The organism is Bacillus horti, assembly GCF_030813115.1.
GTDB lineage: Bacteria > Bacillota > Bacilli > Caldalkalibacillales > JCM-10596 > Bacillus_CH > Bacillus_CH horti.
Genome location: NZ_JAUSTY010000001.1, coordinates 31,470 through 49,994 on the forward strand (window position 1 = coordinate 31,470; position 18,525 = coordinate 49,994).

The 18,525-nt window shown below is 39.2% G+C and carries 19 protein-coding genes and 1 pseudogene; 10 read left to right on the forward strand and 10 right to left on the reverse strand.

Going from position 1 to position 18,525, the window contains the following annotated elements; all coding sequences use genetic code 11:
- Positions 1-4: 4 nt before the first annotated feature.
- Positions 5-520: a YqeG family HAD IIIA-type phosphatase gene (locus J2S11_RS00170; protein ID WP_307389304.1), complete on the reverse strand. Its 516-nt coding sequence runs from the start codon at positions 518-520 to the stop codon at positions 5-7.
- Positions 521-705: 185 nt separating this feature from the next.
- Positions 706-924 carry a hypothetical protein gene (locus tag J2S11_RS00175; protein ID WP_307389307.1) on the reverse strand — a complete coding sequence of 73 codons (219 nt, stop codon included), beginning with the start codon at positions 922-924 and terminating at the stop codon, positions 706-708.
- A 242-nt stretch (positions 925-1,166) separates the two neighbouring features.
- Between J2S11_RS00175 and J2S11_RS00180 the strand changes: the two are divergent.
- The 8 genes and pseudogenes from J2S11_RS00180 to J2S11_RS00215 all read left to right on the forward strand — a co-directional run bounded on the left by J2S11_RS00180 (position 1,167) and on the right by J2S11_RS00215 (position 7,441).
- A pseudogene (locus J2S11_RS00180) lies at positions 1,167-3,587 on the forward strand (Na+/H+ antiporter subunit A).
- Positions 3,574-4,005: a Na(+)/H(+) antiporter subunit B gene (locus tag J2S11_RS00185; RefSeq protein WP_307389309.1), complete on the forward strand. Its 432-nt coding sequence runs from the start codon at positions 3,574-3,576 to the stop codon at positions 4,003-4,005. Before J2S11_RS00180 ends, J2S11_RS00185 begins: the two are co-directional and overlap by 14 nt.
- On the forward strand, positions 4,005-4,343 hold the full coding sequence (locus J2S11_RS00190) for a Na(+)/H(+) antiporter subunit C (RefSeq protein WP_307389312.1): 339 nt from the start codon (positions 4,005-4,007) through the stop codon (positions 4,341-4,343). The genes J2S11_RS00185 and J2S11_RS00190 overlap by 1 nt, the downstream gene beginning before the upstream one ends.
- Positions 4,336-5,835 (forward strand): Na+/H+ antiporter subunit D, encoded by a 1,500-nt coding sequence (locus J2S11_RS00195; RefSeq protein ID WP_307389315.1) that lies wholly within the window; start codon positions 4,336-4,338, stop codon positions 5,833-5,835. Before J2S11_RS00190 ends, J2S11_RS00195 begins: the two co-directional genes overlap by 8 nt.
- A gap of 6 nt (positions 5,836-5,841) precedes the next feature.
- Positions 5,842-6,321, forward strand: a complete 480-nt coding sequence (locus J2S11_RS00200; RefSeq protein ID WP_307389318.1) for a Na+/H+ antiporter subunit E — start codon at positions 5,842-5,844, stop codon at positions 6,319-6,321.
- Complete coding sequence (locus tag J2S11_RS00205; protein ID WP_307389319.1) at positions 6,321-6,602, forward strand: Na(+)/H(+) antiporter subunit F1; 282 nt, start codon at positions 6,321-6,323, stop codon at positions 6,600-6,602. Before J2S11_RS00200 ends, J2S11_RS00205 begins: the two co-directional genes overlap by 1 nt.
- Entirely contained in the window at positions 6,583-6,987 is a 405-nt protein-coding gene (gene mnhG, locus J2S11_RS00210; protein WP_307389322.1) for a monovalent cation/H(+) antiporter subunit G, read from the forward strand. The genes J2S11_RS00205 and mnhG overlap by 20 nt, the downstream gene beginning before the upstream one ends.
- A complete protein-coding gene (locus tag J2S11_RS00215) occupies positions 6,965-7,441 on the forward strand; it encodes a YncE family protein (RefSeq protein ID WP_307389323.1) in 477 nt (158 codons plus the stop codon). The genes mnhG and J2S11_RS00215 overlap by 23 nt, the downstream gene beginning before the upstream one ends.
- A gap of 405 nt (positions 7,442-7,846) precedes the next feature.
- On the opposite strand, the gene J2S11_RS00220 is transcribed toward J2S11_RS00215, so the two are convergent.
- The 8 genes from J2S11_RS00220 to J2S11_RS00255 all read right to left on the reverse strand — a co-directional run bounded on the left by J2S11_RS00220 (position 7,847) and on the right by J2S11_RS00255 (position 15,708).
- Positions 7,847-8,065, reverse strand: coding sequence for a DUF3139 domain-containing protein (locus tag J2S11_RS00220; RefSeq protein WP_307389325.1), 219 nt, complete (start codon positions 8,063-8,065; stop codon positions 7,847-7,849).
- A 102-nt stretch (positions 8,066-8,167) separates the two neighbouring features.
- Positions 8,168-8,734, reverse strand: coding sequence for an NAD(P)H-dependent oxidoreductase (locus J2S11_RS00225; RefSeq protein ID WP_307389328.1), 567 nt, complete (start codon positions 8,732-8,734; stop codon positions 8,168-8,170).
- Between the two features lie 263 nt (positions 8,735-8,997).
- Positions 8,998-9,513, reverse strand: coding sequence for a TetR/AcrR family transcriptional regulator (locus J2S11_RS00230; protein WP_307389330.1), 516 nt, complete (start codon positions 9,511-9,513; stop codon positions 8,998-9,000).
- A 293-nt stretch (positions 9,514-9,806) separates the two neighbouring features.
- On the reverse strand, positions 9,807-10,709 hold the full coding sequence (nikC, locus tag J2S11_RS00235) for a nickel transporter permease (RefSeq protein ID WP_307389331.1): 903 nt from the start codon (positions 10,707-10,709) through the stop codon (positions 9,807-9,809).
- Positions 10,710-10,720: 11 nt separating this feature from the next.
- Positions 10,721-11,725, reverse strand: coding sequence for an ABC transporter permease (locus J2S11_RS00240; RefSeq protein WP_307389333.1), 1,005 nt, complete (start codon positions 11,723-11,725; stop codon positions 10,721-10,723).
- 209 nt (positions 11,726-11,934) lie between these two features.
- The gene (locus J2S11_RS00245) at positions 11,935-13,620 is read right to left on the reverse strand and encodes an ABC transporter substrate-binding protein (protein ID WP_307389336.1); all 1,686 of its coding nucleotides are present in this window, start codon (positions 13,618-13,620) and stop codon (positions 11,935-11,937) included.
- Between the two features lie 116 nt (positions 13,621-13,736).
- On the reverse strand, positions 13,737-14,708 hold the full coding sequence (locus tag J2S11_RS00250; protein WP_307389339.1) for an ABC transporter ATP-binding protein: 972 nt from the start codon (positions 14,706-14,708) through the stop codon (positions 13,737-13,739).
- Entirely contained in the window at positions 14,701-15,708 is a 1,008-nt protein-coding gene (locus tag J2S11_RS00255; RefSeq protein WP_307389342.1) for an ABC transporter ATP-binding protein, read from the reverse strand. Before J2S11_RS00255 ends, J2S11_RS00250 begins: the two co-directional genes overlap by 8 nt.
- Before the next feature lie 247 nt (positions 15,709-15,955).
- On the opposite strand from J2S11_RS00255, the gene J2S11_RS00260 reads away from it, so the two are divergent.
- Positions 15,956-17,080, forward strand: coding sequence for a glycerate kinase (locus J2S11_RS00260; protein ID WP_307389343.1), 1,125 nt, complete (start codon positions 15,956-15,958; stop codon positions 17,078-17,080).
- A 27-nt stretch (positions 17,081-17,107) separates the two neighbouring features.
- On the forward strand, positions 17,108-18,463 hold the full coding sequence (locus J2S11_RS00265; protein WP_307389346.1) for a GntP family permease: 1,356 nt from the start codon (positions 17,108-17,110) through the stop codon (positions 18,461-18,463).
- Positions 18,464-18,525 lie beyond the last annotated feature (62 nt).

The following is an 18,525-nucleotide window of genomic DNA, read 5'->3' on the forward strand; positions in this document are numbered from 1 at the left end:
CCTCCTAATCTTCCCAAGTAATCATTCCTCTTTTTCGCATAAAGGACAAAGCCATACGCTCCATCCGACGATTAAAACGCGTAAAAATCCCATCACTAGAAGCGACAGGAACTACTAGAATCGTATATAGCTTTAATCGGTTGCCTCCTAAAACATCTGTAAACAACTGATCTCCTATTACAACAACCTCTGTTGGTTTAAGCTCCATCATTTGCTGTGCTCTTTTAAAAGCTTTATTAAAAGGCTTCCGCGCGCTAAATACAAATGGGATATTAAGAGGATCGGCAAATAATGAAACTCTCTTTTTGTTATTATTAGATACGATAACAAGCTTAAAGCCCTTTTCCTCAACTTTTTCAAACCATTTGATTAATTCAGGAGTTGCTCCAGGTCGATCCCATTCAATCAGCGTATTATCTAGATCTGTAATGATACCTTTAACTCCTCTTTCTTTCAATTCATCTAAATCAATCTCATAAATTGAGTGTGCATGCATGTCCGGCAACAATTGTTTCAACATGTAGGTAATCTCACCTCATTTGCTCATTTTCTATTTCAAGCTTGGCCTATTTTCTATTTTGTTCTGTAGATTAAAAAATTCATTTTTATTCAATTAGGAGGATGGTATGATTGTATTAGTTCATCTAGTCCTTCTATTTTAACAAGTTTTATATGAAAAAACACCCAATATTCATTGGATGTTTTTTATCTTGGGTATATGCGGATGTACTCTCTTGGCTGAAATGGCTCGTCATCATACCGGGGGTGACGCTCCTCAAGCTGAAAGGGACGAATTCTGTTCTCAAGAGAATCTCTGCGTGCCTTATCATTTGGTACCCACCAATCGTTAAGAATCCACGTACCAAGAAATAAAAGGACGAAAATTAACAAGCTAATTATGGCTTTCCCTCTAAGGTTTAACAACTCAATCAACTCCAATTTCTGTTCATTAACAGCCTTCCATGTTTGGAGTTTAATTATTCATTGAAAATATCTTAAAAATATAAAGCACAAGCTTTGATATTATCTGTGATTTTTTATACAATAGTAAAGCATAAGGATTCATGTGCGGATTTCTTTTTATTTCTTGTTTTTTCCATTAAAAAAAGTGTTAAATGGTTAGGGAACTAGAAGTGACGGTTATGATTGATAAAGGAGGATTACTTTTGACGCTCTTACACTTTGTTATATTAGCACCCTTTTTATTAGCTATTATTGTTCCATTCCTTTTTAAGTATTTACGCTCTATTCATACAGGTTGGTTTGTTCTTATCCTTCCTACTCTCCTCTTTGCTTATTTAATACAGTTTATACCTACTGTTCAAGGTGGTACACCTATCCAAGAAACGATTCCTTGGATTCCTTCATTGAATATATATTTTAATGTGTATATAGATGGTTTAGGGCTATTATTTGGTTTATTGATTACAGGGATCGGTGCACTTGTTGTTCTTTATTCTATTTTCTACTTGTCAAAGGAGAAGGAAGCACTAAATTCCTTCTACGTATACCTCTTGATGTTTATGGGAGCTATGCTAGGTGTAGTTCTTTCCGATAACTTAGCTGTGCTTTATGTCTTTTGGGAATTAACTAGTCTTTCCTCCTTTTTATTAATTGCTTACTGGTATCAGCGTGAACGCTCACGTTACGGTGCATTGAAATCTATGCTGATTACAATGTTCGGTGGATTCATGATGCTTGGTGGATTTGTTATGCTATATGTCATGACAGGGACATTTAGTATTCGTGAAATTATTGGACAGGCGGATCAGATTACGGATCATGCATTGTTCCTTCCAGCCATGCTCCTTATTTTACTTGGAACGTTTACAAAGTCTGCTCAATTCCCGTTCCATATTTGGCTACCTGATGCGATGGAGGCACCAACGCCTGTCAGTGCATACCTACATTCTGCGACGATGGTTAAGGCTGGAATTTACCTTGTTGCCCGCTTAAGTCCAGTGTTTGCTGGAACTTCAGAATGGTTTTGGATATTATCTATCTTTGGAATTGTCACCCTGTTCTGGGGCTCTTTCTTCGCCGTTAAGCAAACGGATTTGAAGGCTTTATTAGCGTATTCAACGATTAGCCAATTAGGACTCATTATGTGCTTGTTAGGAGTAGGCTCAGCAGCTGTACGTTTCGGCTATGGGGACGCATCCACGATTTATACGACTGCAACCTTAGCTGCGATCTTCCATTTATTTAATCATTCAACCTTCAAAGGAACTTTATTTATGGTCGTCGGTATAGTTGACCACGAGACAGGGACGAGGGATTATCGTAGGCTTGGTGGTTTAATTACCTTGATGCCTATCTCCTTTACTCTAGCTGTAATTGGAGCTTTTTCTATGGCTGGACTTCCTCCTTTCAATGGATTTTTGAGTAAGGAGCTGTTCTTTACTGGAGTACTAAATATTACAGAAGCTGGAATATGGAATATCGAGACGTGGGGGATGCTCTTCCCTATTGTGGCTTGAATTGCTAGTGTATTTACCTTTATCTATAGTATGATTTTGGTTTTCCGTACGTTTACGGGAACCTATAAGCTTGATGTTCCTTCAAGAAAAATTCATGAGCCATCTATCGGGATGCTTATTCCTCCTATTATATTAGGTTCATTAGTGTTGGTTTTCGGGTTATTTCCTAACCTACTTTCTTATACCATCATCCAACCAGCGATGGCTGCTGTGCTGCCAAGCCTGCTTCAAGGGACAGAACAATTCACAGTTAAAATTGAGCATTGGCACGGCTGGACACCAGAATTATATATGACGATCGGTGTAGTAGGGCTAGGTACACTTATGTATCTGAGCTTCAACCAATGGGGAAGGCTGTATCAATGGTTCCCTAAACGCTTTACGCTTAGCAGTGTTTATGACATGGGCTTAAAGGGCATCGAAAGAGGCTCTAAGGCTATCACTGATTTCCATATGACAGGCTTTATCCGTGATTACCTAGTGTATATTTTTGCTTTCATTGTTTTAGTTTTAGGAGGAGCATTTTTCTTCCTTGATGCGTTCTCCTTCAGCTTAGCGAACACGGCTGATATTAGTGTTACAGAATTTATCATTGTACTGACAATTGCTATTGCGGCGATTGGTACGGTGTTCTCTCGTTCAAGAATAACCGCTCTTATTTTTGCCGGAGTAGCTGGATTTACTGTTTCCTTGCTATTTGCTATATTCCGCGCTCCTGATCTAGCTTTGACTCAAATCGTAGTAGAAACAATTTCGGTGGCCTTATTCTTGCTTTGCTTTTATCATTTACCGAAGCTACGTAAAGAGGTTAATCGGATTCCTTTTAGGTTAACGAATTTAGTAATATCCTTAGGTGTAGGAATAATAATGACGTTAATCGCTCTTTCAGCTCACGCAGAAAGACTGTTTCCTGCTATCTCTAGTTACTTTATCGAAAACAGCTATAAAGAAGCTGGCGGTAAAAATATAGTGAACGTACTACTTGTAGATTTCCGTGGCTTTGATACGTTCTTAGAAATTTTAGTTCTGGCCATGGTATCCATCGGGGTCTATACGCTCATTAAGCTTCGTCTGGCAAAGGAGGAATCTGAAAATGATACGATATAATGATGTCATGCTGCAAACTGTTACAAAGCTCATTTCCTTCATTATTTTAACGTTTGCCGTGTATATCTTTTTCAATGGACATAATAATCCGGGCGGTGGGTTCATTGGAGGATTGCTTACAGCTGCTTCATTAGTCCTCCTTTATCTAGCATTTGATTTGGAAACCATGCGTAAAGTCGTCCCGATTGATTTTAAGCTCGTAACTGCAACAGGGCTACTTATTGCCACTGTCTTTGGGGCGGGAAGCTTCATTTTTGGAGAGCCTTTTCTGAGTCAGACGTATGATTACTTTGATCTACCTATTCTAGGGGAAAATACGGAGCTGGCTACAGCTTTGATCTTTGATCTTGGCGTCTACCTTGCTGTAGTTGGTTCGACGATGACGACCACTCTAGCGATTGGGGGGGATCAAGGCTAATGGAAATTTTAATGGCTCTACTAGTCGGTGTTCTATTTACTACCGCCGTCTATCTGATTTTATCTAAAAGTCTTATTCGCATTATCTTAGGAACTCTTTTACTCAGCCATGGGGTACATTTACTCTTGCTGACGATGGCTGGACTGAAAACAGGTGCTCCACCATTATTAGGATTAGAGGCTGATAGCTATGTAGACCCACTACCTCAAGCTTTAATATTGACAGCTATTGTTATCAGCTTTGGAGTAACAGCCTTCTTCTTGGTACTTGCTTATCGTGCCTATAAGGAGCTTGGAACAGATGATATGGATCAATTAAGGGGCACTGAAAATGAATAATATAGTTGTTTTACCTATCCTTATTCCTTTGTTAACCGGTATTATCCTATTGTTTTTTAGGAATCAAATTAAGCTACAAAGAGCATTAAGTACACTATCGCTTCTTTTGGTAGCAGGGGTTTCCTTTTATCTGATTTATGAGGTAAACACGTACGGTATCCAGACGCTACGATTTGGAGGCTGGGTTCCTCCTTATGGGATTGTTTTTGTAGCAGATATGCTTGCTGTACTACTTGTAGCAGCTACAGCTATTGTTGCCTTAGCTTGTCTATGGTTTGCCTTCCGTTCGATTGGGGAGGCAAGAGAAAAGTTTTACTTTTACCCTATATTTCAATTTCAAATTGTTGGTGTATGTGGGTCCTTCTTAACAGGTGATCTGTTTAACTTGTTTGTTTGCTTTGAGGTTATGCTATTGGCTTCCTACGTGTTAATTTCGATTGGAGGTACGAAACGTCAGCTAAGAGAATCCATTAAATATTTGCTCATTAACATTATCTCTTCAGCCTTGTTTGTTGCTTCTATTGCGTATCTCTATGCCATCACAGGAACACTAAATATTGCTCACCTTTCTGAACGAATTGCCGAAGCTGGACAGGGGCCACTATTAACTTTAGTATCTATTCTTCTGATGATTGTTTTCAGTCTTAAAGCTGCCTTATTCTTATATTTCTGGCTTCCTGGAGCGTACAGTGCACCTCCTACACCTATTGCCGCTTTATTTAGCGCCTTATTAACTAAAGTTGGGATTTATGCACTTATCCGTGTTTTCACGATCATCTTCTATCATGAAGCAGGGATTACTCATATGCTCCTCGGTTGGTTAGCAGTCGTAACCATTATTATGGGCGTGATAGGAGCAGTTGGCTCCTCAGACGTACGGAAAATCCTTGCCTATAACGTTGTCGCAGCTGTTGGGTTTATTATTTTGGGACTAGCATTCTTCTCTACGACATCTCTTGCTGGAGCAATCTTTTATTTAATTCATGATATGGTCATTAAAGCCCTCCTCTTCCTTTTGGGTGGATTAACCATTGCCATTGCAGGTACAAGTCAGCTAAAAAAGATGGGTGGACTAATGAAGCAATACCCACTCATTGGCTGGATGGTCCTTGTTTCTGCACTTGCTCTAGCAGGTGTTCCCCCACTCAGTGGATTTATTGGGAAGCTGTTAATTGTTCAGGGAGGACTTGAAGCAAGCGAAGCAACGGGAATATTCTTCTGGTTTGTTATCGTCAGCCTAGTGACAAGCTTACTAATTCTTTACTCCATCGTTAAGATCTTCCTTAATGCGTATTGGAGCGAGTCGAAGATGGCGACAAGCAGTGAGGAAACGTTCTCTTTAAAAGGTCTAGTCGCACCGTGTGCTTTCTTGCTTTTACTTTCAATGGCCATTGGGCTTGGTGCTGAAGCTATTCTTCCATTCGTATGGCAAGCGGCTGAAACATTAATGGATCCTTCTATCTATATTGATGCGATTCAGTTAAAGGAGTAGATAAGCATGTCCTTTCAGATTATATTAAACCTTATACTAGCTTTTGTTTGGATGTTCCTGACGAATAACTGGAGTTACCAGGGCTTTACTATCGGGTATCTTATAGGACTCGTGTGTATCTATTTCCTTCGACGCTTTATTCCATATAGCTTTTACGTTAGAAAGCTATATTTTATCATTCGGATCTTGTTGCTCTTTTTTACAGAGCTCGTTGTTTCAAGCTATGATGTACTAAAGCATGTCGTTAGCCCTAAGCTCAATATTCAACCGGGAATCTTTACTCTGCATACCGAGCTGGATACAGAATGGGAGATCACCATTTTATCCTTGTTGATTGCCCTTACACCTGGAACCGTTACACTAGAAATTTCTCCTCAGAGAAATATTCTATATATCCATGCTATGGACGTTCCTAAAGCGGAAGTTACCGTCACTCTGATTAAAGAGAAGTTCGAAAGAAAGATTATGGAGGTGAGCCGTAAATAATGCTAGAAACTATTGTCGTTGTATCTATGATCCTTTTAGCGATCTCTGTCCTTGCCTGCCTATTCAGAGTCATTAAAGGACCTTCGATGCCAGATCGTATCATTGCCTTGGATACAATTGGGATTAATATAATCGGTCTAGTGGCTCTCCTTTCCATTCATCTAAAAACACAGGCATTTTTTGAAATCATCCTGTTGATTGGTATCCTTGCGTTTATTGGAACAGTCGCCTTTTCAAAATATATCGAAAGGGGTGTAGTCATTGAACGTAAACGAGATTAGTACATGGATTATTGCTATTCTGATATTAATTGGAGCTATTTTAAGTGTTTTGAGTGCGTTTGGTCTGATTCGTTTGCCTGACATTTACACCCGTTCACATGCAGCGGCCAAGAGTGCAACGTTAGGAATTCTCTGTATCCTTACAGCCGTCTTTCTGTTCTTCTGGCTCATTGAGGATAATATTAGTGCTAAGGTGCTTCTAGGGATTGTCTTCGTCTTTTTAACAGCGCCAGTAGCTACACATTTAGTCACTCGTGCCGCGTATCATTCTCGGGTTCCAATGTGGGAGAAGAGTATTAGGGATGATTTAAAGCTGGCGTTAAGTGAAGAAGATTATAATGTTGAGTCATCAGAGGATGAGAATGAGGAAGAAGAAAATAAATAAAGCTCATTTTCCTGTAGGAAAAGGGCCAGAAGGTGTTGCTGTACATCCTAATGGACAGCATTTATATGTGGCAAATCAGGATGACAACAACCTATATGTCATAGATAAGGATAGCTTTGAAGTATTGTTTAAACGCCGTATAGGTGCTTGCCCTGTTCGTCTTGTTTTTTCACCTGATGGCAAATATGCTCTTATTCCAAATCGTGAATCTGGTGATCTATCTATTATTGAAACAGAGCAGCAGATTAACGGTCAGATTCGGCCTTGGGAGGTCAAACGAATTCGAGTTGGGGTGTGGCCAGGCGGAACGGTGTTTAACCCTGAGGGCTCCTATGCATACGTAGCCAATAATAAAACAGATGACATCTCTGTTATTAACATGCACACATTAAAAGAAGAAGATCGGATTGATGCAGGAATACATCCTGATGGTATTGCTTATCTAAGAAAATAATAAGTGAACTATTGCTCCAAAGGAAATCTCTTGTAGCAATGAAATCGGATTAAACTAATAAAGCCAAGGGTCTATTTACTTTTAAATAGGTCCTTGGCTTTATTTAATATATAAATCTTGATGGCATTGGCTGGCATTAACAGATCAACAATTTTTACAAAAACGGGCTTGTCTACATACTCACATAAAGTCACCATCAGCATAGAATAATTGAGAAGTGTATCCTATTTGTTGCCATAATGAAACTTTATTGAACGGGGGCTTGTTTATGAGTTCTGCAATCGCCATTCTTATATCTGTTTCAACAACGTATTCCTCCATGCTCATTAGGAGTTACTTAAGGAAGAAACGATGTTAGCTCATCTAGCATCGCCAATTTTTCACAGATTTAATCTCTTATCTTATCTACTCATAATGTTCCCCTAAACTAGATCCACCTTGTTGATAAATTTCTTTATTTCTATTATAAGCATAGATATATTTACTAGATGGTTCATCTTTAAAGACAACAATCCCATGGTATGCTCCTGCCTTAAACCATTGATGCGATATATATAGCTTTTTAATATCTGCTTCTTCGTAGTTTTTAACATTAAATAAATAATATTCTAAATCAGATTTCATTTGTACTCTTTTATTGTTAATTGAGATTGAAGAGACCTACAAATATCAGTGATATAAAATTATTAATATACCGAATATAATAACAAATAATAAAGATATCACTTATAATTGACTTACCATCGCCTCGATTTGATCCAGCCAAGCTGTACGCGTCTCCTTGTCGGAGCTCGGTACAGACTCGAAAAATACATGTTGCAGCACTTCTATGCCGCAGTATTCAAATATACCAGTGTCAGAAGTCAATAATAGCGCCTTATCCATGCCGATGGCCGCATATTGGGCATGCGATTTTCCTTGCGTGTTGAAGATTAAGGCTTTTTTGCCTTTCAGCATTCCCATTTGTTCGCCATTCACGTAACGGTAGGCAAACCCATAAGTAAAGACACGGTCAATATAGCCTTTGACGATTGCAGGCAGTCCGGTCCACCAGATCGGATAGATGAAAATGATGACGTCTGCCCACTTCAGATAATTATGCTCCTGTTCAATTTCCTCGCCAATGCCACCCAAAATTTCACTGCTGCTGACGACGGGTTGAAACTCCATCTCGTACAAATCGCGCACTACATATTCGTGTCCCTTTTGGCGAAGGCCTCGGATGGTAGCTTCCAGAATGGCATGATTAAAGCTTTCTTTTCGTGGATGAGCATACACAATTAAATGGTTCATAAGATTGACTCCTCTCAATTTTTCAGTTGTATTTTCACTACTACAAAGTTAAGTGATTAATTAATTTCAATATTATCCGGTAATGCTGAAAACAATAACTTGACCAGTATTAATTATTGATTAATCAATAATTAATAGGTAAAACATCGATTGTATTCGTTCCTCCTATTACTAATCAAAACTTTTTAAATTCACCTTTTCACCCCCATAAATTATTGATCAATCAATAATTATTAATTAAATAAATAACCAATTTCATTTGATTATTTATTTTTATCAATAAGTTCAGGGAAATCTAAGAAATAAGAGATATTACATAACATCCCTCTAGCTAGAAAAGTAGTTACTTCTCTTTCGGCATTTTCTATTCCAGCTGAGCTAAACCTCTCTAAAGTGTAACTTCTTATAAGGGCCAGACCATTCTTTGCAGCTTCCCGTATAGCTTTTTCTGTTATGGAAATTCCGATTACCTGCAAAGCGATTTCATTTGGATGTAATACAGACAGTTCTTCATAAGCTTCAATCATCTTGTTAACGAGTTGTTCTGAGCTCGACTCAACATTTTTAAAAGTTTGAATGATTCTATCAAACGCACGATCTAAGGCTGCGATAAATAGCTCTTCTTTTGTTTTAAAAAACTTAAATACATACGGCTGTGATATACCCGCTTTTTCTGCTATATGTGCAGTTGTTGTATTATAGTAACCTTTTATTGCAAATACTTCTAATCCCGCTTCAAGAATATCTTCCTTACGATTTCCCTTTTTAGGTCTTGCCATATTTAACACCCATTTCATTTATACTTATTTATTGATTGATCAATTATAAATTAATATAATACATTTTATCTCCTAATGCAAGTGCCATGACAATTTTTTAAAGTTATTTAAATATATGTTTTACAAAGACTTACCGAATATATTATATCTTTTTATTAGTATTGTAACAATTTCGTATTTAAAACGACGGAAAGAATAAGTGATGTTAGTACTGCTTTCAAACAAAAAATAAGCACCTCATTTCACTTTATTGTGATTATTGAGATGCTTAGCATTTATTGAATCATTACCTATCAGTTCTTCATTTTCGGATCTAATGCATCACGCAAGCCATCCCCAATAAGGTTAAATCCAAGGACAAGTAGCATGATAGACATCCCCGGAAATAACACTGTCCATGGTGCATTTTGGATAAACCCTCTTGAATCTGATAGCATTTTCCCCCACTCAGGAGTTGGTGGCTGTGCTCCTAAGCCCAAAAATCCTAAGGCAGCCGCTTCTAGAATAGCTGTACCGAATCCTAATGTTGCCTGTACAATGATTGGAGCCAAGCTATTAGGGAGAATGTGTTGAAAGATGATTCGACCATGGCGCATCCCTTGGGCTTTCGCTGCCATAATAAATTCCTCTTCCTTTATGCTTAGTACTTTTGATCGTACCAGCCTTCCAAACACAGGTATATTAACAATCGCAATGGCTATTAATGCATTCTCCAGAGAAGGTCCTAGAATAGCTACAATAGCAATAGCCAATAGTATCCCTGGGAAAGCTAATAAAATATCAAAAATACGTGAGATAAAAATATCCGTCCACCGTCCGAAATAACCTGCTAGTAGCCCTAAGAACGTCCCGAAAAGAGCTGCGCCAGTAACAGCTACAAATCCAACCCATAAGGATATCCTCGCTCCATATGCAATTCTAGTAAACATATCTCTCCCGAAATCGTCTGTCCCAAACCAATGTTCATTTGACGGAGGTTGAAGGCGATTAACCATTTCCTGCTTATCATACGTATAGCTTGATAACAAAGGAGCCGTTATGGCCACAAGGACAAAAAATAGAATAATCCCGGCTCCTATAAGAGCAAGCTTATTTTTCTTTAAGGAGCGGTACGCATCTCTCCAAGGTGAAGAGGCTTTTTCCATATCCTGTTTAGGCTGTGGAGTGGAAGCTGGATCTATGTGTACAGTTGCCATAATATCACCTCTTATTTATAGTTAATCCTTGGATCGATATAGGAATACAGCAGGTCAACAATCAGATTAATGACAACGAATATAAACGCAACAACTAGAATACCTGACTGAATAACAGGATAATCTCGAAACATAATAGCCTCGTAGATGTACCGACCTAATCCAGGCCAGGCAAAGATCGTCTCTGTTAATATTGCTCCTCCTAAAAGAGAACCCATTTGTAAACCCACCACAGTAAGAACAGGAATCATAGCATTTCTGAGCCCATGCTTATAGATAACTAAGAACTGATGAGCTCCTTTTGATTTTGCCGTTCTGATATAGTCTGAGCGTAAAACCTCAAGCATACTTGAACGAGTCATACGAGCAATGATGGCCATTGGAATCGTTCCAAGAGCAACTCCAGGTAAGATTAAATGCTTTAAGGCCACTTGAAATTGATCAAACCTACCACTTAATAATGAATCTATTAAATTGAAATGGGTGACAGAAGTAATTGGATCTCTAGCATTTTCTCGGCCGAATGCAGGCAACCAGCCTAGCTCTTGAGCGAAAACCCACTGCTCCATTAAGCCTAGCCAAAAAATAGGCATAGACACACCAATTAAAGCGATAATCATACAGACATAGTCAAATATTGAATTCTGTTTCCATGCACTAATAATTCCCGCGTTCACTCCTACAATAATGGCAAACAGCATACTAAACATCGTTAATTCGACGGTAGCCGCAATAAATGGTTTTATTTCCTCGGCAATGGCTTTTCTTGAACGTAAAGAATCTCCTAGGTCGCCTTGGAGTAAACCTTTCACATAGAGACCATATTGTTCGTAAAGTGGTTTATTTAGGCCTAGGTTTTGTTCAAATTCTTCGATCGCTTGAGGTGTAGCTTGATCTCCTAAAATGGTCAGAGCTGGATTGCCAGGGATAAAATAAATAATGGCAAATGTGATAATGGTCATCCCAAATAAAACAGGAAGGAGCATTAGAATCCTTCTTACCGTGTACGCTAACATGATTCCACCTCAATTTCTTCGATGAGCTATATCAAAACAGATAATTTATTATGTATAAAAGGGGGTAGTAGAGAGGAATGCTCTACTACCCTTCTTCCCATCACTGGAGTCATTAGATCTAAAAACACTCTAACCTTCTACTTTCTTTGCTTGCTTTCTATACGAAATATTCTTACTCTCTCCATCCCATTAATATGGGATTACTACAATCAATTTGCTAAATCAACGTTAGCTAAAGATTCACTTGTTGATGGATGAGGAACATAGTTCAGCACATTACTGCTACTCGCTAAAACAGGTCTGTTATGAACAAGTGGAATCCATGGAGCCTCATTATGAATAATTTCTAGAGCTTCTTGATACATATCATCTCTCGCTTGCTCATCGATCTCTTCAATGGCCCGCGTAAACAGATCTGAAACAACTTCATTACGATAGAATGTTCTATTCCCACCTGGAATGGCACTAATACTAAGAAGGTTATTTACAAAGTAATCTGGATCACCGTTAGTACCTGACCAACCAAGCATAAATACGTCTTGTAGACCTTGAACCAATTCCTCCTGATACGTAGCCCATTCTCTTGTTACAATATTAGCTTTCAAACCAACATTAGCGAAGTCTGCCTGAAGTGCTTCAGCAGCCTTTTGTGGATCTGGCATATAAGGACGTGCAACTGGCATTGTCCAAAGATCAAACTCAAAGCCATCCGGATATCCCGCTTCAGCCAGCAATTCCTTAGCTCTTTCTGGATCGTACGCATACTCCTCAATAGAGTCGTTATACCCTAGATACCCTGGTGGTAGAGGATTCTTAGCTGTTTCAGCTAAATTTCCGTATAGCCCTACTATTAAGGCTTCTTTATTTACAGCGTGATTTAAAGCAATACGTACCTTTGGATCAGTAAATGGCTCCTTCTCTGTGTTAAATCCAAGATATCCAACATTATTTGGTAAACGCTCGTATAATGTTAAATTAGCATCTGATTCAACACTTGATACATCATCTGGATTTAATCCATCCATCAAATCGATATCCCCTGAACGTAACGCTGTTAATCGCGCTGAGTTATCAGGAATAACTTGGAATATAACCGTATCTAGAATAGGTTGTCCTTGCTTCCAATAGTTAGGGTTCTTATCTAACGTAATTGATTCGTTTTTCTTCCAATCCCTAAAGACAAACGGTCCTGTCCCAACTGGATTTTCAATAACGTCTGATCCATAGTCCGCAAAGCTTTGCGGTGAAGCAATACTAAAGGCAGACATAGCAAGCTTTTTCAAGAAACCAGCATTCTTTTTATTTAGAACAAACTCAATGGTAAATTCATCGACTCTTACAATATCGTCAATGATATGTCCTTCGTCACCTTTAAAGCCACCAAACTCATTTCCATAATAGGTGTAGTTAAACCCTAAATCTGCATAATGATGCTCATGATTTTTGTCAGACCAGCGATCAAAGTTGAAGATAACAGCATCTGCGTTAAATTCTGTTCCATCGTGGAAGGTGACTCCCTCACGTAGGTGCAAGCGATAACGTAATCCATCATCTAAAATCTCAAAATCATGGGCTAGCCCTTCTTGAATTTCAAAGGAATCGTCAGCAAATTCTAATAAGGATTCAAAAATCTGACGTGTAACCCTTGAAACCTCACCGTCTGTAGTTGTTGGTGGATCAAGGTTTGTAGAGTCTGCACCACGAGCGAAAATTAAAGTTTTAGGAGCAGAGGATTCACTGGTATTCGTATTCGTATTCGTATTCGTATCCGTATTTTCCGAATCTTGTCCCCCATCCTCACTATCTGCCGGAGCTGAAGAATTTCCTCCACAGGCTGCCAGAGCAACCACTACAGCCAGCATAAGAATGAAAAATAGTAATGACTTTTTACGCATTTGTTTTCCCCCTTAAGGTAATCTTAGTTTTCTCTCCTCGATCATGTTGTTTTGATAACTGATTTGCAATATCTGAAATCTTCAGATATTTATTGCTATATCATAACATTGCCGAATCAGTATAAGTGACAGGCAACGGAATGACCATCGGATGTTTGCTTAAATTCCGGGCGTTCGATCTTACAAATTTCCATACAGTCTGGACATCTAGTATGGAAAGCACACCCTGGTGGAGGGCTTGCAGGGCTCGGTACGTCCCCCTTCAGCACAATCCTATCCTTTTTCTCATCTGGATCAACAGATGGTACGGACGAAAGCAATGCCTTAGTATAAGGATGCTTAGGCTGTTCATAAAGCTGATCCTTATCGGCTAATTCAATTAAGCGACCAAGGTACATGACCCCTACACGGTCTGAAATATGCTTAACAACACTTAGGTCGTGAGCAATAAAAATATAAGTAAGCTGAAATTCCCTTTGTAAATCCTGCATAAGATTAAGCACCTGAGATTGAATGGAAACATCTAAAGCCGACACCGGTTCATCGGCAACAATTAGTTTAGGGTGCACAGTCAAAGCTCTAGCAATTCCAATTCGTTGACGTTGGCCTCCACTGAATTGATGTGGATATCTCTTCGCATGAAAGCTGTTTAATCCCACAACCTCAAGCATTTCGTGAACTTTCCTCCGTCTCTCTTTCACAGAGCCTACTCCATGCACAATTAAAGGTTCAGCTAGAATTTTCTCAATGGTGTGTCTTGGATTAAGTGAAGCATAAGGATCCTGAAACACAATTTGCATATCCCTTCTTAATTTACGCAAAGATTGTTCATTTAGACTTGTGATTTCTGTCCCTTCAAAGTAAACTTGTCCTTCAGTCGGCTCTATTAGCCTTAATATAGACCGTCCTGTGGTCGATTTCCCACAGCCACTCTCCCCTACTAGTCCAAGCACTTCACCTGGATAAACAGCAAAAGAAACATCATCAACAGCCTTCACTTGTCCTATCGTTCTTCCAAGAACACCGCCTTTGATGGGAAAGTACTTCTTTAAATTTTTTACTTCTAATAATGCTTGTGCTTCAGCCAACCTGAATCCCCCCGATATCCTGATGTAATAAGCACCTACACATATGTGAAGGTGTTAGCTCAATTAAGGACGGCTCCTGAATTCTACAGATATCCATAACTGCTTCACAACGTGGTGCGAATCTACAGCCTTGAGAAAGTGAACCAGGCTTAGGAACATTTCCTGGTATTGAATAGAGCCTTTGCTGTTTTTCAGCTAGCTTAGGTATGGATTTAATAAGCCCTTTTGTATAAGGATGCTGTGGATCTTTTATAATTGTGCGTACTGACCCTTCCTCAACAATTCTCCCTCCATACATGACAATAACCCTGTCACACACCTCGGTGACCACTCCTAAATCATGAGTAATGAGCATTATAGCTGTACCATGCTCTCTGTTCAAGTCTTTCATTAATTCAAGTATTTGTGCTTGAATGGTTACATCTAATGCTGTTGTGGGCTCATCAGCTATTAATAGCTTGGGCTGACAGGACATAGCCATCGCAATCATTACTCTTTGTCGCATCCCACCAGATAGCTGATGAGGATATTCATCCATGATTTGCTCTGCTCGTGGGATTCCCACTTGTTTAAGCATGGCCAATGCCCGATTAGAGGCTTCTTTTTTGCTAATCTTCCTATGTATCTTTATCATTTCAATGATTTGATTTCCAATCGTATAAACGGGATTTAGAGAGGTCATTGGCTCTTGAAAAATCATAGCAATCTCGTTCCCTCTGATTTTTCTCATCTTTCTTTCACTCAATTGAGCAAGATCGACTTGCTTTTGATTCTGTTCCAGCAGGATTTCACCACCTACTATTTTTCCAGGCGGACTAGGAACTAAGCCCATAATGGAAAGAGAGGTAACACTTTTACCGCAGCCTGACTCTCCTACAATTCCTAGGATTTCTCCTTCACGAACCTGAAAGCTTATCCCTTCTACTGCAGGTATATTCCCATGATCAGAAATAAAATAAGTATGTAAATCATTAACTTGTAAAATGGAGTCTTTAGACAAGAATCTCCCTCCCTCAATGTCGAAATACGTTGAATAATGTCTAAAGATTAATAACAGTTTAAATTTTCTTTATTTATCATGTATTCTATATTTTATTATTAACTCCTTCATTTTTCAACCAAATTTCTGAAAATACTCAATTTACTCAAATTAATCCTATTATTTCTATAAAAATTGATCATTTTGTATATTTTATTCGTGAAAACATTTTCATAAAATAAGAATCAAATGGATAGGAGGGATACAGATGAATATCATCGTTGCAGCAGATTCCTACAAAGGAAGCTTAAGCTCTATTGAAGTAGGAAAAGCTATACGCCGTGGAATGCAACAGGCTCTTCCCGCAGCAAGTATTTCTGTGATTCCTATGGCTGATGGAGGAGAAGGAACTTTAGACGCTTTTCAGTTTTTATTTAAGGGCGAGACTATTTCTTTTTCCTGCCTTGATCCGAGAGGGAAGCAACATCAAGCAACCTATGGTTTGATAAAAGAGAAAAAGCTCGCCATAATTGAAAGCGCTTTAATCGTAGGCTTAACTCACCTGAAGAAATCATCCACCTCCCCACTAGAAACAACCTCTTTTGGTGTAGGACAATGTCTCCTTCACGCCATTGATCATGGTGCTGAAGAAATTATTATAGGCCTGGGAGGCTCAGGAACAAATGATGGTGGGATAGGATTATTGGAGGCTTTAGGAGCTAAATTCTATAGCAAAGGCTCACAGCTTACTCATGTCAAAGCGAGGCATTTAGATGAAATTGATCAAATTGATTTAACCACACTTGATCCGAGAGTGAAGACATGCACGATTACAATCGCTGCAGACGTAGAAAACCCACTCTTTGGAGATCATGGAGCCACTGCTGTATTTGGTCCACAGAAAGGAGTGACGCCAGAGCTACACGATATTTTAGAGAAGGGCATGATAAACTATGCTTCTGTCATTGACCCTTCCGCAAGCTTTTCTAGTTTAAAAGGAGCAGGAGCTGCTGGAGGACTTGGCTTTGCCTTGTTGCTACTAAACGCATCTATACGATCTGGCGCTGAATTGCTTTATGATTATTTACATCTTGAAGAGAAACTGCAGCAGGCAGATTTATTGATTTCTGGAGAAGGAAAAACAGATGAACAAACCATGTATGGAAAAGCTCCTTTTTTTCTAGCTCAAAAAGCTAAACAGGTAGACGTTCCCGTCATCTTTATCTCTGGTAGCCTTGGATCAGGTCTAGAACAGCTTAGCACTTCTGTTGACGCCTGCTTTTCTATTGTACCTAAGCCTGCAACGCTAGAGGAATCAATGAACAAAGCAGCTCTATGGGTGGAAGACACAGCTTATCAAATTGGAAAAGTACTTTCCATTCAGCAAAAATAAAAGCAATGAAAGTGAGGAGGAATCATTATGGTTGAGGGACCACTCTTAATTCTTGTTTTAGTTCTTACAATTGTTTTTATCATATGGGGGACATCAAAACTAAAGATTCATCCTTTCCTTGTCCTTTTAACAGCCACGTTTCTAGTTGGCTTTCTATCAGGTATGCCTTTTTCCACTATTGTTGAATCCATCAATGGTGGCTTCGGTGGATTAATGACAGGCATTGGTTTAGTGATTGTTCTCGGCACAATTATTGGCGTGATCCTAGAAAAATCTGGAGCTGCTTTAAAAATGGCTGAGATCATCATTCGAATTATTGGGGAAAAACATCCACAGCTAGCCATGTCTTTAATCGGAGCTCTAGTAAGCATTCCTGTATTCTGTGATTCGGGCTATGTGATCTTATCCAGCTTAAAAAAGGCAATGGCTAAAAAAGCAAATGTTGCCCTTGCATCAATGTCAATCGCTTTGGGAACTGGTCTTTATGCTACTCATACTCTTGTTCCACCTACTCCTGGCCCAATTGCAGCAGCAGGTAATATAGGGGTATCAGATTACCTTGGATTGGTGATTATGGTCGGAATTGTAGTTGCTATTGTAGCCATGACCGTTGGCTTTATTTGGGCAAAAACAATAGCTTCAAAGATCAGAATTGAAGGAGAAGATGACCATATTTCGTACGAAGACGTATTAAAGCAATTTGGAAAGCTCCCTTCTGCCTGGAAATCCTTCGCTCCCTTAGTAGTACCTATTTTCCTTATAGGATTATCTTCTATTGTCTCTGTAGCTAACTATGAAGGGTTCGGCTCTTCATTCATTGTTTTCCTTGGTTCTCCAACAGTTGCTCTTTTTATTGGTCTTCTTTTCTCTTTGTTACTACTGCCTAGCTTTCAATCTAAGCAATTAAATACTTTTGTAAGTGAAGGTATTCAGCATGCTGCTCCTATTTTACTTATTACTGGAGCTGGGGGCGCCTTAGGGCGTGCATTGTCAAACACATCATTATCTGATTTGATTCAAGGTATTAGCGAAACGGAAATGCTGACTGGTGCATTTTTCTTGCTCATTCCGTTTCTTATTGCCGCTGGCTTAAAAACAGCACAGGGTTCAACAACAGCCGCTCTCGTTGTTACGTCTGCTCTTGTCGCTCCGTTGCTTCCTAATTTCGGCATTGAAACACCTTTGCAGCTTGCACTGGTTGTGATGGCTATAGGAGCTGGTGGAATGACCGTTTCTCACGCAAACGACAGCTACTTTTGGGTAGTGACTCAATTCAGCGGAATGCAGGTTAAGGATGCATATAAGGCACATACAATGGCTACTCTACTACAGGGAATTGCCGCTTTTCTAACAACATTTGTCTTGTATCTCTTATTCGTCTAGATATAAACTACTAATAGGGTATCTACCGGGGCATCCCTCTGCATAAGCAGATGGGATGCTTT

Excerpts from the sequence above, each read along its gene's own strand:
- J2S11_RS00170 (WP_307389304.1), bottom strand. The coding sequence starts at position 520 with ATGTTGAAACAATTGTTGCCGGACATGCATGCACACTCAATTTATGAG.
- J2S11_RS00185 (WP_307389309.1), top strand. The coding sequence starts at position 3,574 with ATGATACGATATAATGATGTCATGCTGCAAACTGTTACAAAGCTCATT.
- J2S11_RS00190 (WP_307389312.1), top strand. The coding sequence starts at position 4,005 with ATGGAAATTTTAATGGCTCTACTAGTCGGTGTTCTATTTACTACCGCC.
- J2S11_RS00195 (WP_307389315.1), top strand. The coding sequence starts at position 4,336 with ATGAATAATATAGTTGTTTTACCTATCCTTATTCCTTTGTTAACCGGT.
- J2S11_RS00200 (WP_307389318.1), top strand. The coding sequence starts at position 5,842 with ATGTCCTTTCAGATTATATTAAACCTTATACTAGCTTTTGTTTGGATG.
- J2S11_RS00205 (WP_307389319.1), top strand. The coding sequence starts at position 6,321 with ATGCTAGAAACTATTGTCGTTGTATCTATGATCCTTTTAGCGATCTCT.
- J2S11_RS00215 (WP_307389323.1), top strand. The coding sequence starts at position 6,965 with ATGAGGAAGAAGAAAATAAATAAAGCTCATTTTCCTGTAGGAAAAGGG.
- J2S11_RS00220 (WP_307389325.1), bottom strand. The coding sequence starts at position 8,065 with ATGAAATCTGATTTAGAATATTATTTATTTAATGTTAAAAACTACGAA.
- J2S11_RS00225 (WP_307389328.1), bottom strand. The coding sequence starts at position 8,734 with ATGAACCATTTAATTGTGTATGCTCATCCACGAAAAGAAAGCTTTAAT.
- J2S11_RS00230 (WP_307389330.1), bottom strand. The coding sequence starts at position 9,513 with ATGGCAAGACCTAAAAAGGGAAATCGTAAGGAAGATATTCTTGAAGCG.
- nikC (WP_307389331.1), bottom strand. The coding sequence starts at position 10,709 with ATGGCAACTGTACACATAGATCCAGCTTCCACTCCACAGCCTAAACAG.
- J2S11_RS00240 (WP_307389333.1), bottom strand. The coding sequence starts at position 11,725 with ATGTTAGCGTACACGGTAAGAAGGATTCTAATGCTCCTTCCTGTTTTA.
- J2S11_RS00245 (WP_307389336.1), bottom strand. The coding sequence starts at position 13,620 with ATGCGTAAAAAGTCATTACTATTTTTCATTCTTATGCTGGCTGTAGTG.
- J2S11_RS00260 (WP_307389343.1), top strand. The coding sequence starts at position 15,956 with ATGAATATCATCGTTGCAGCAGATTCCTACAAAGGAAGCTTAAGCTCT.
- J2S11_RS00265 (WP_307389346.1), top strand. The coding sequence starts at position 17,108 with ATGGTTGAGGGACCACTCTTAATTCTTGTTTTAGTTCTTACAATTGTT.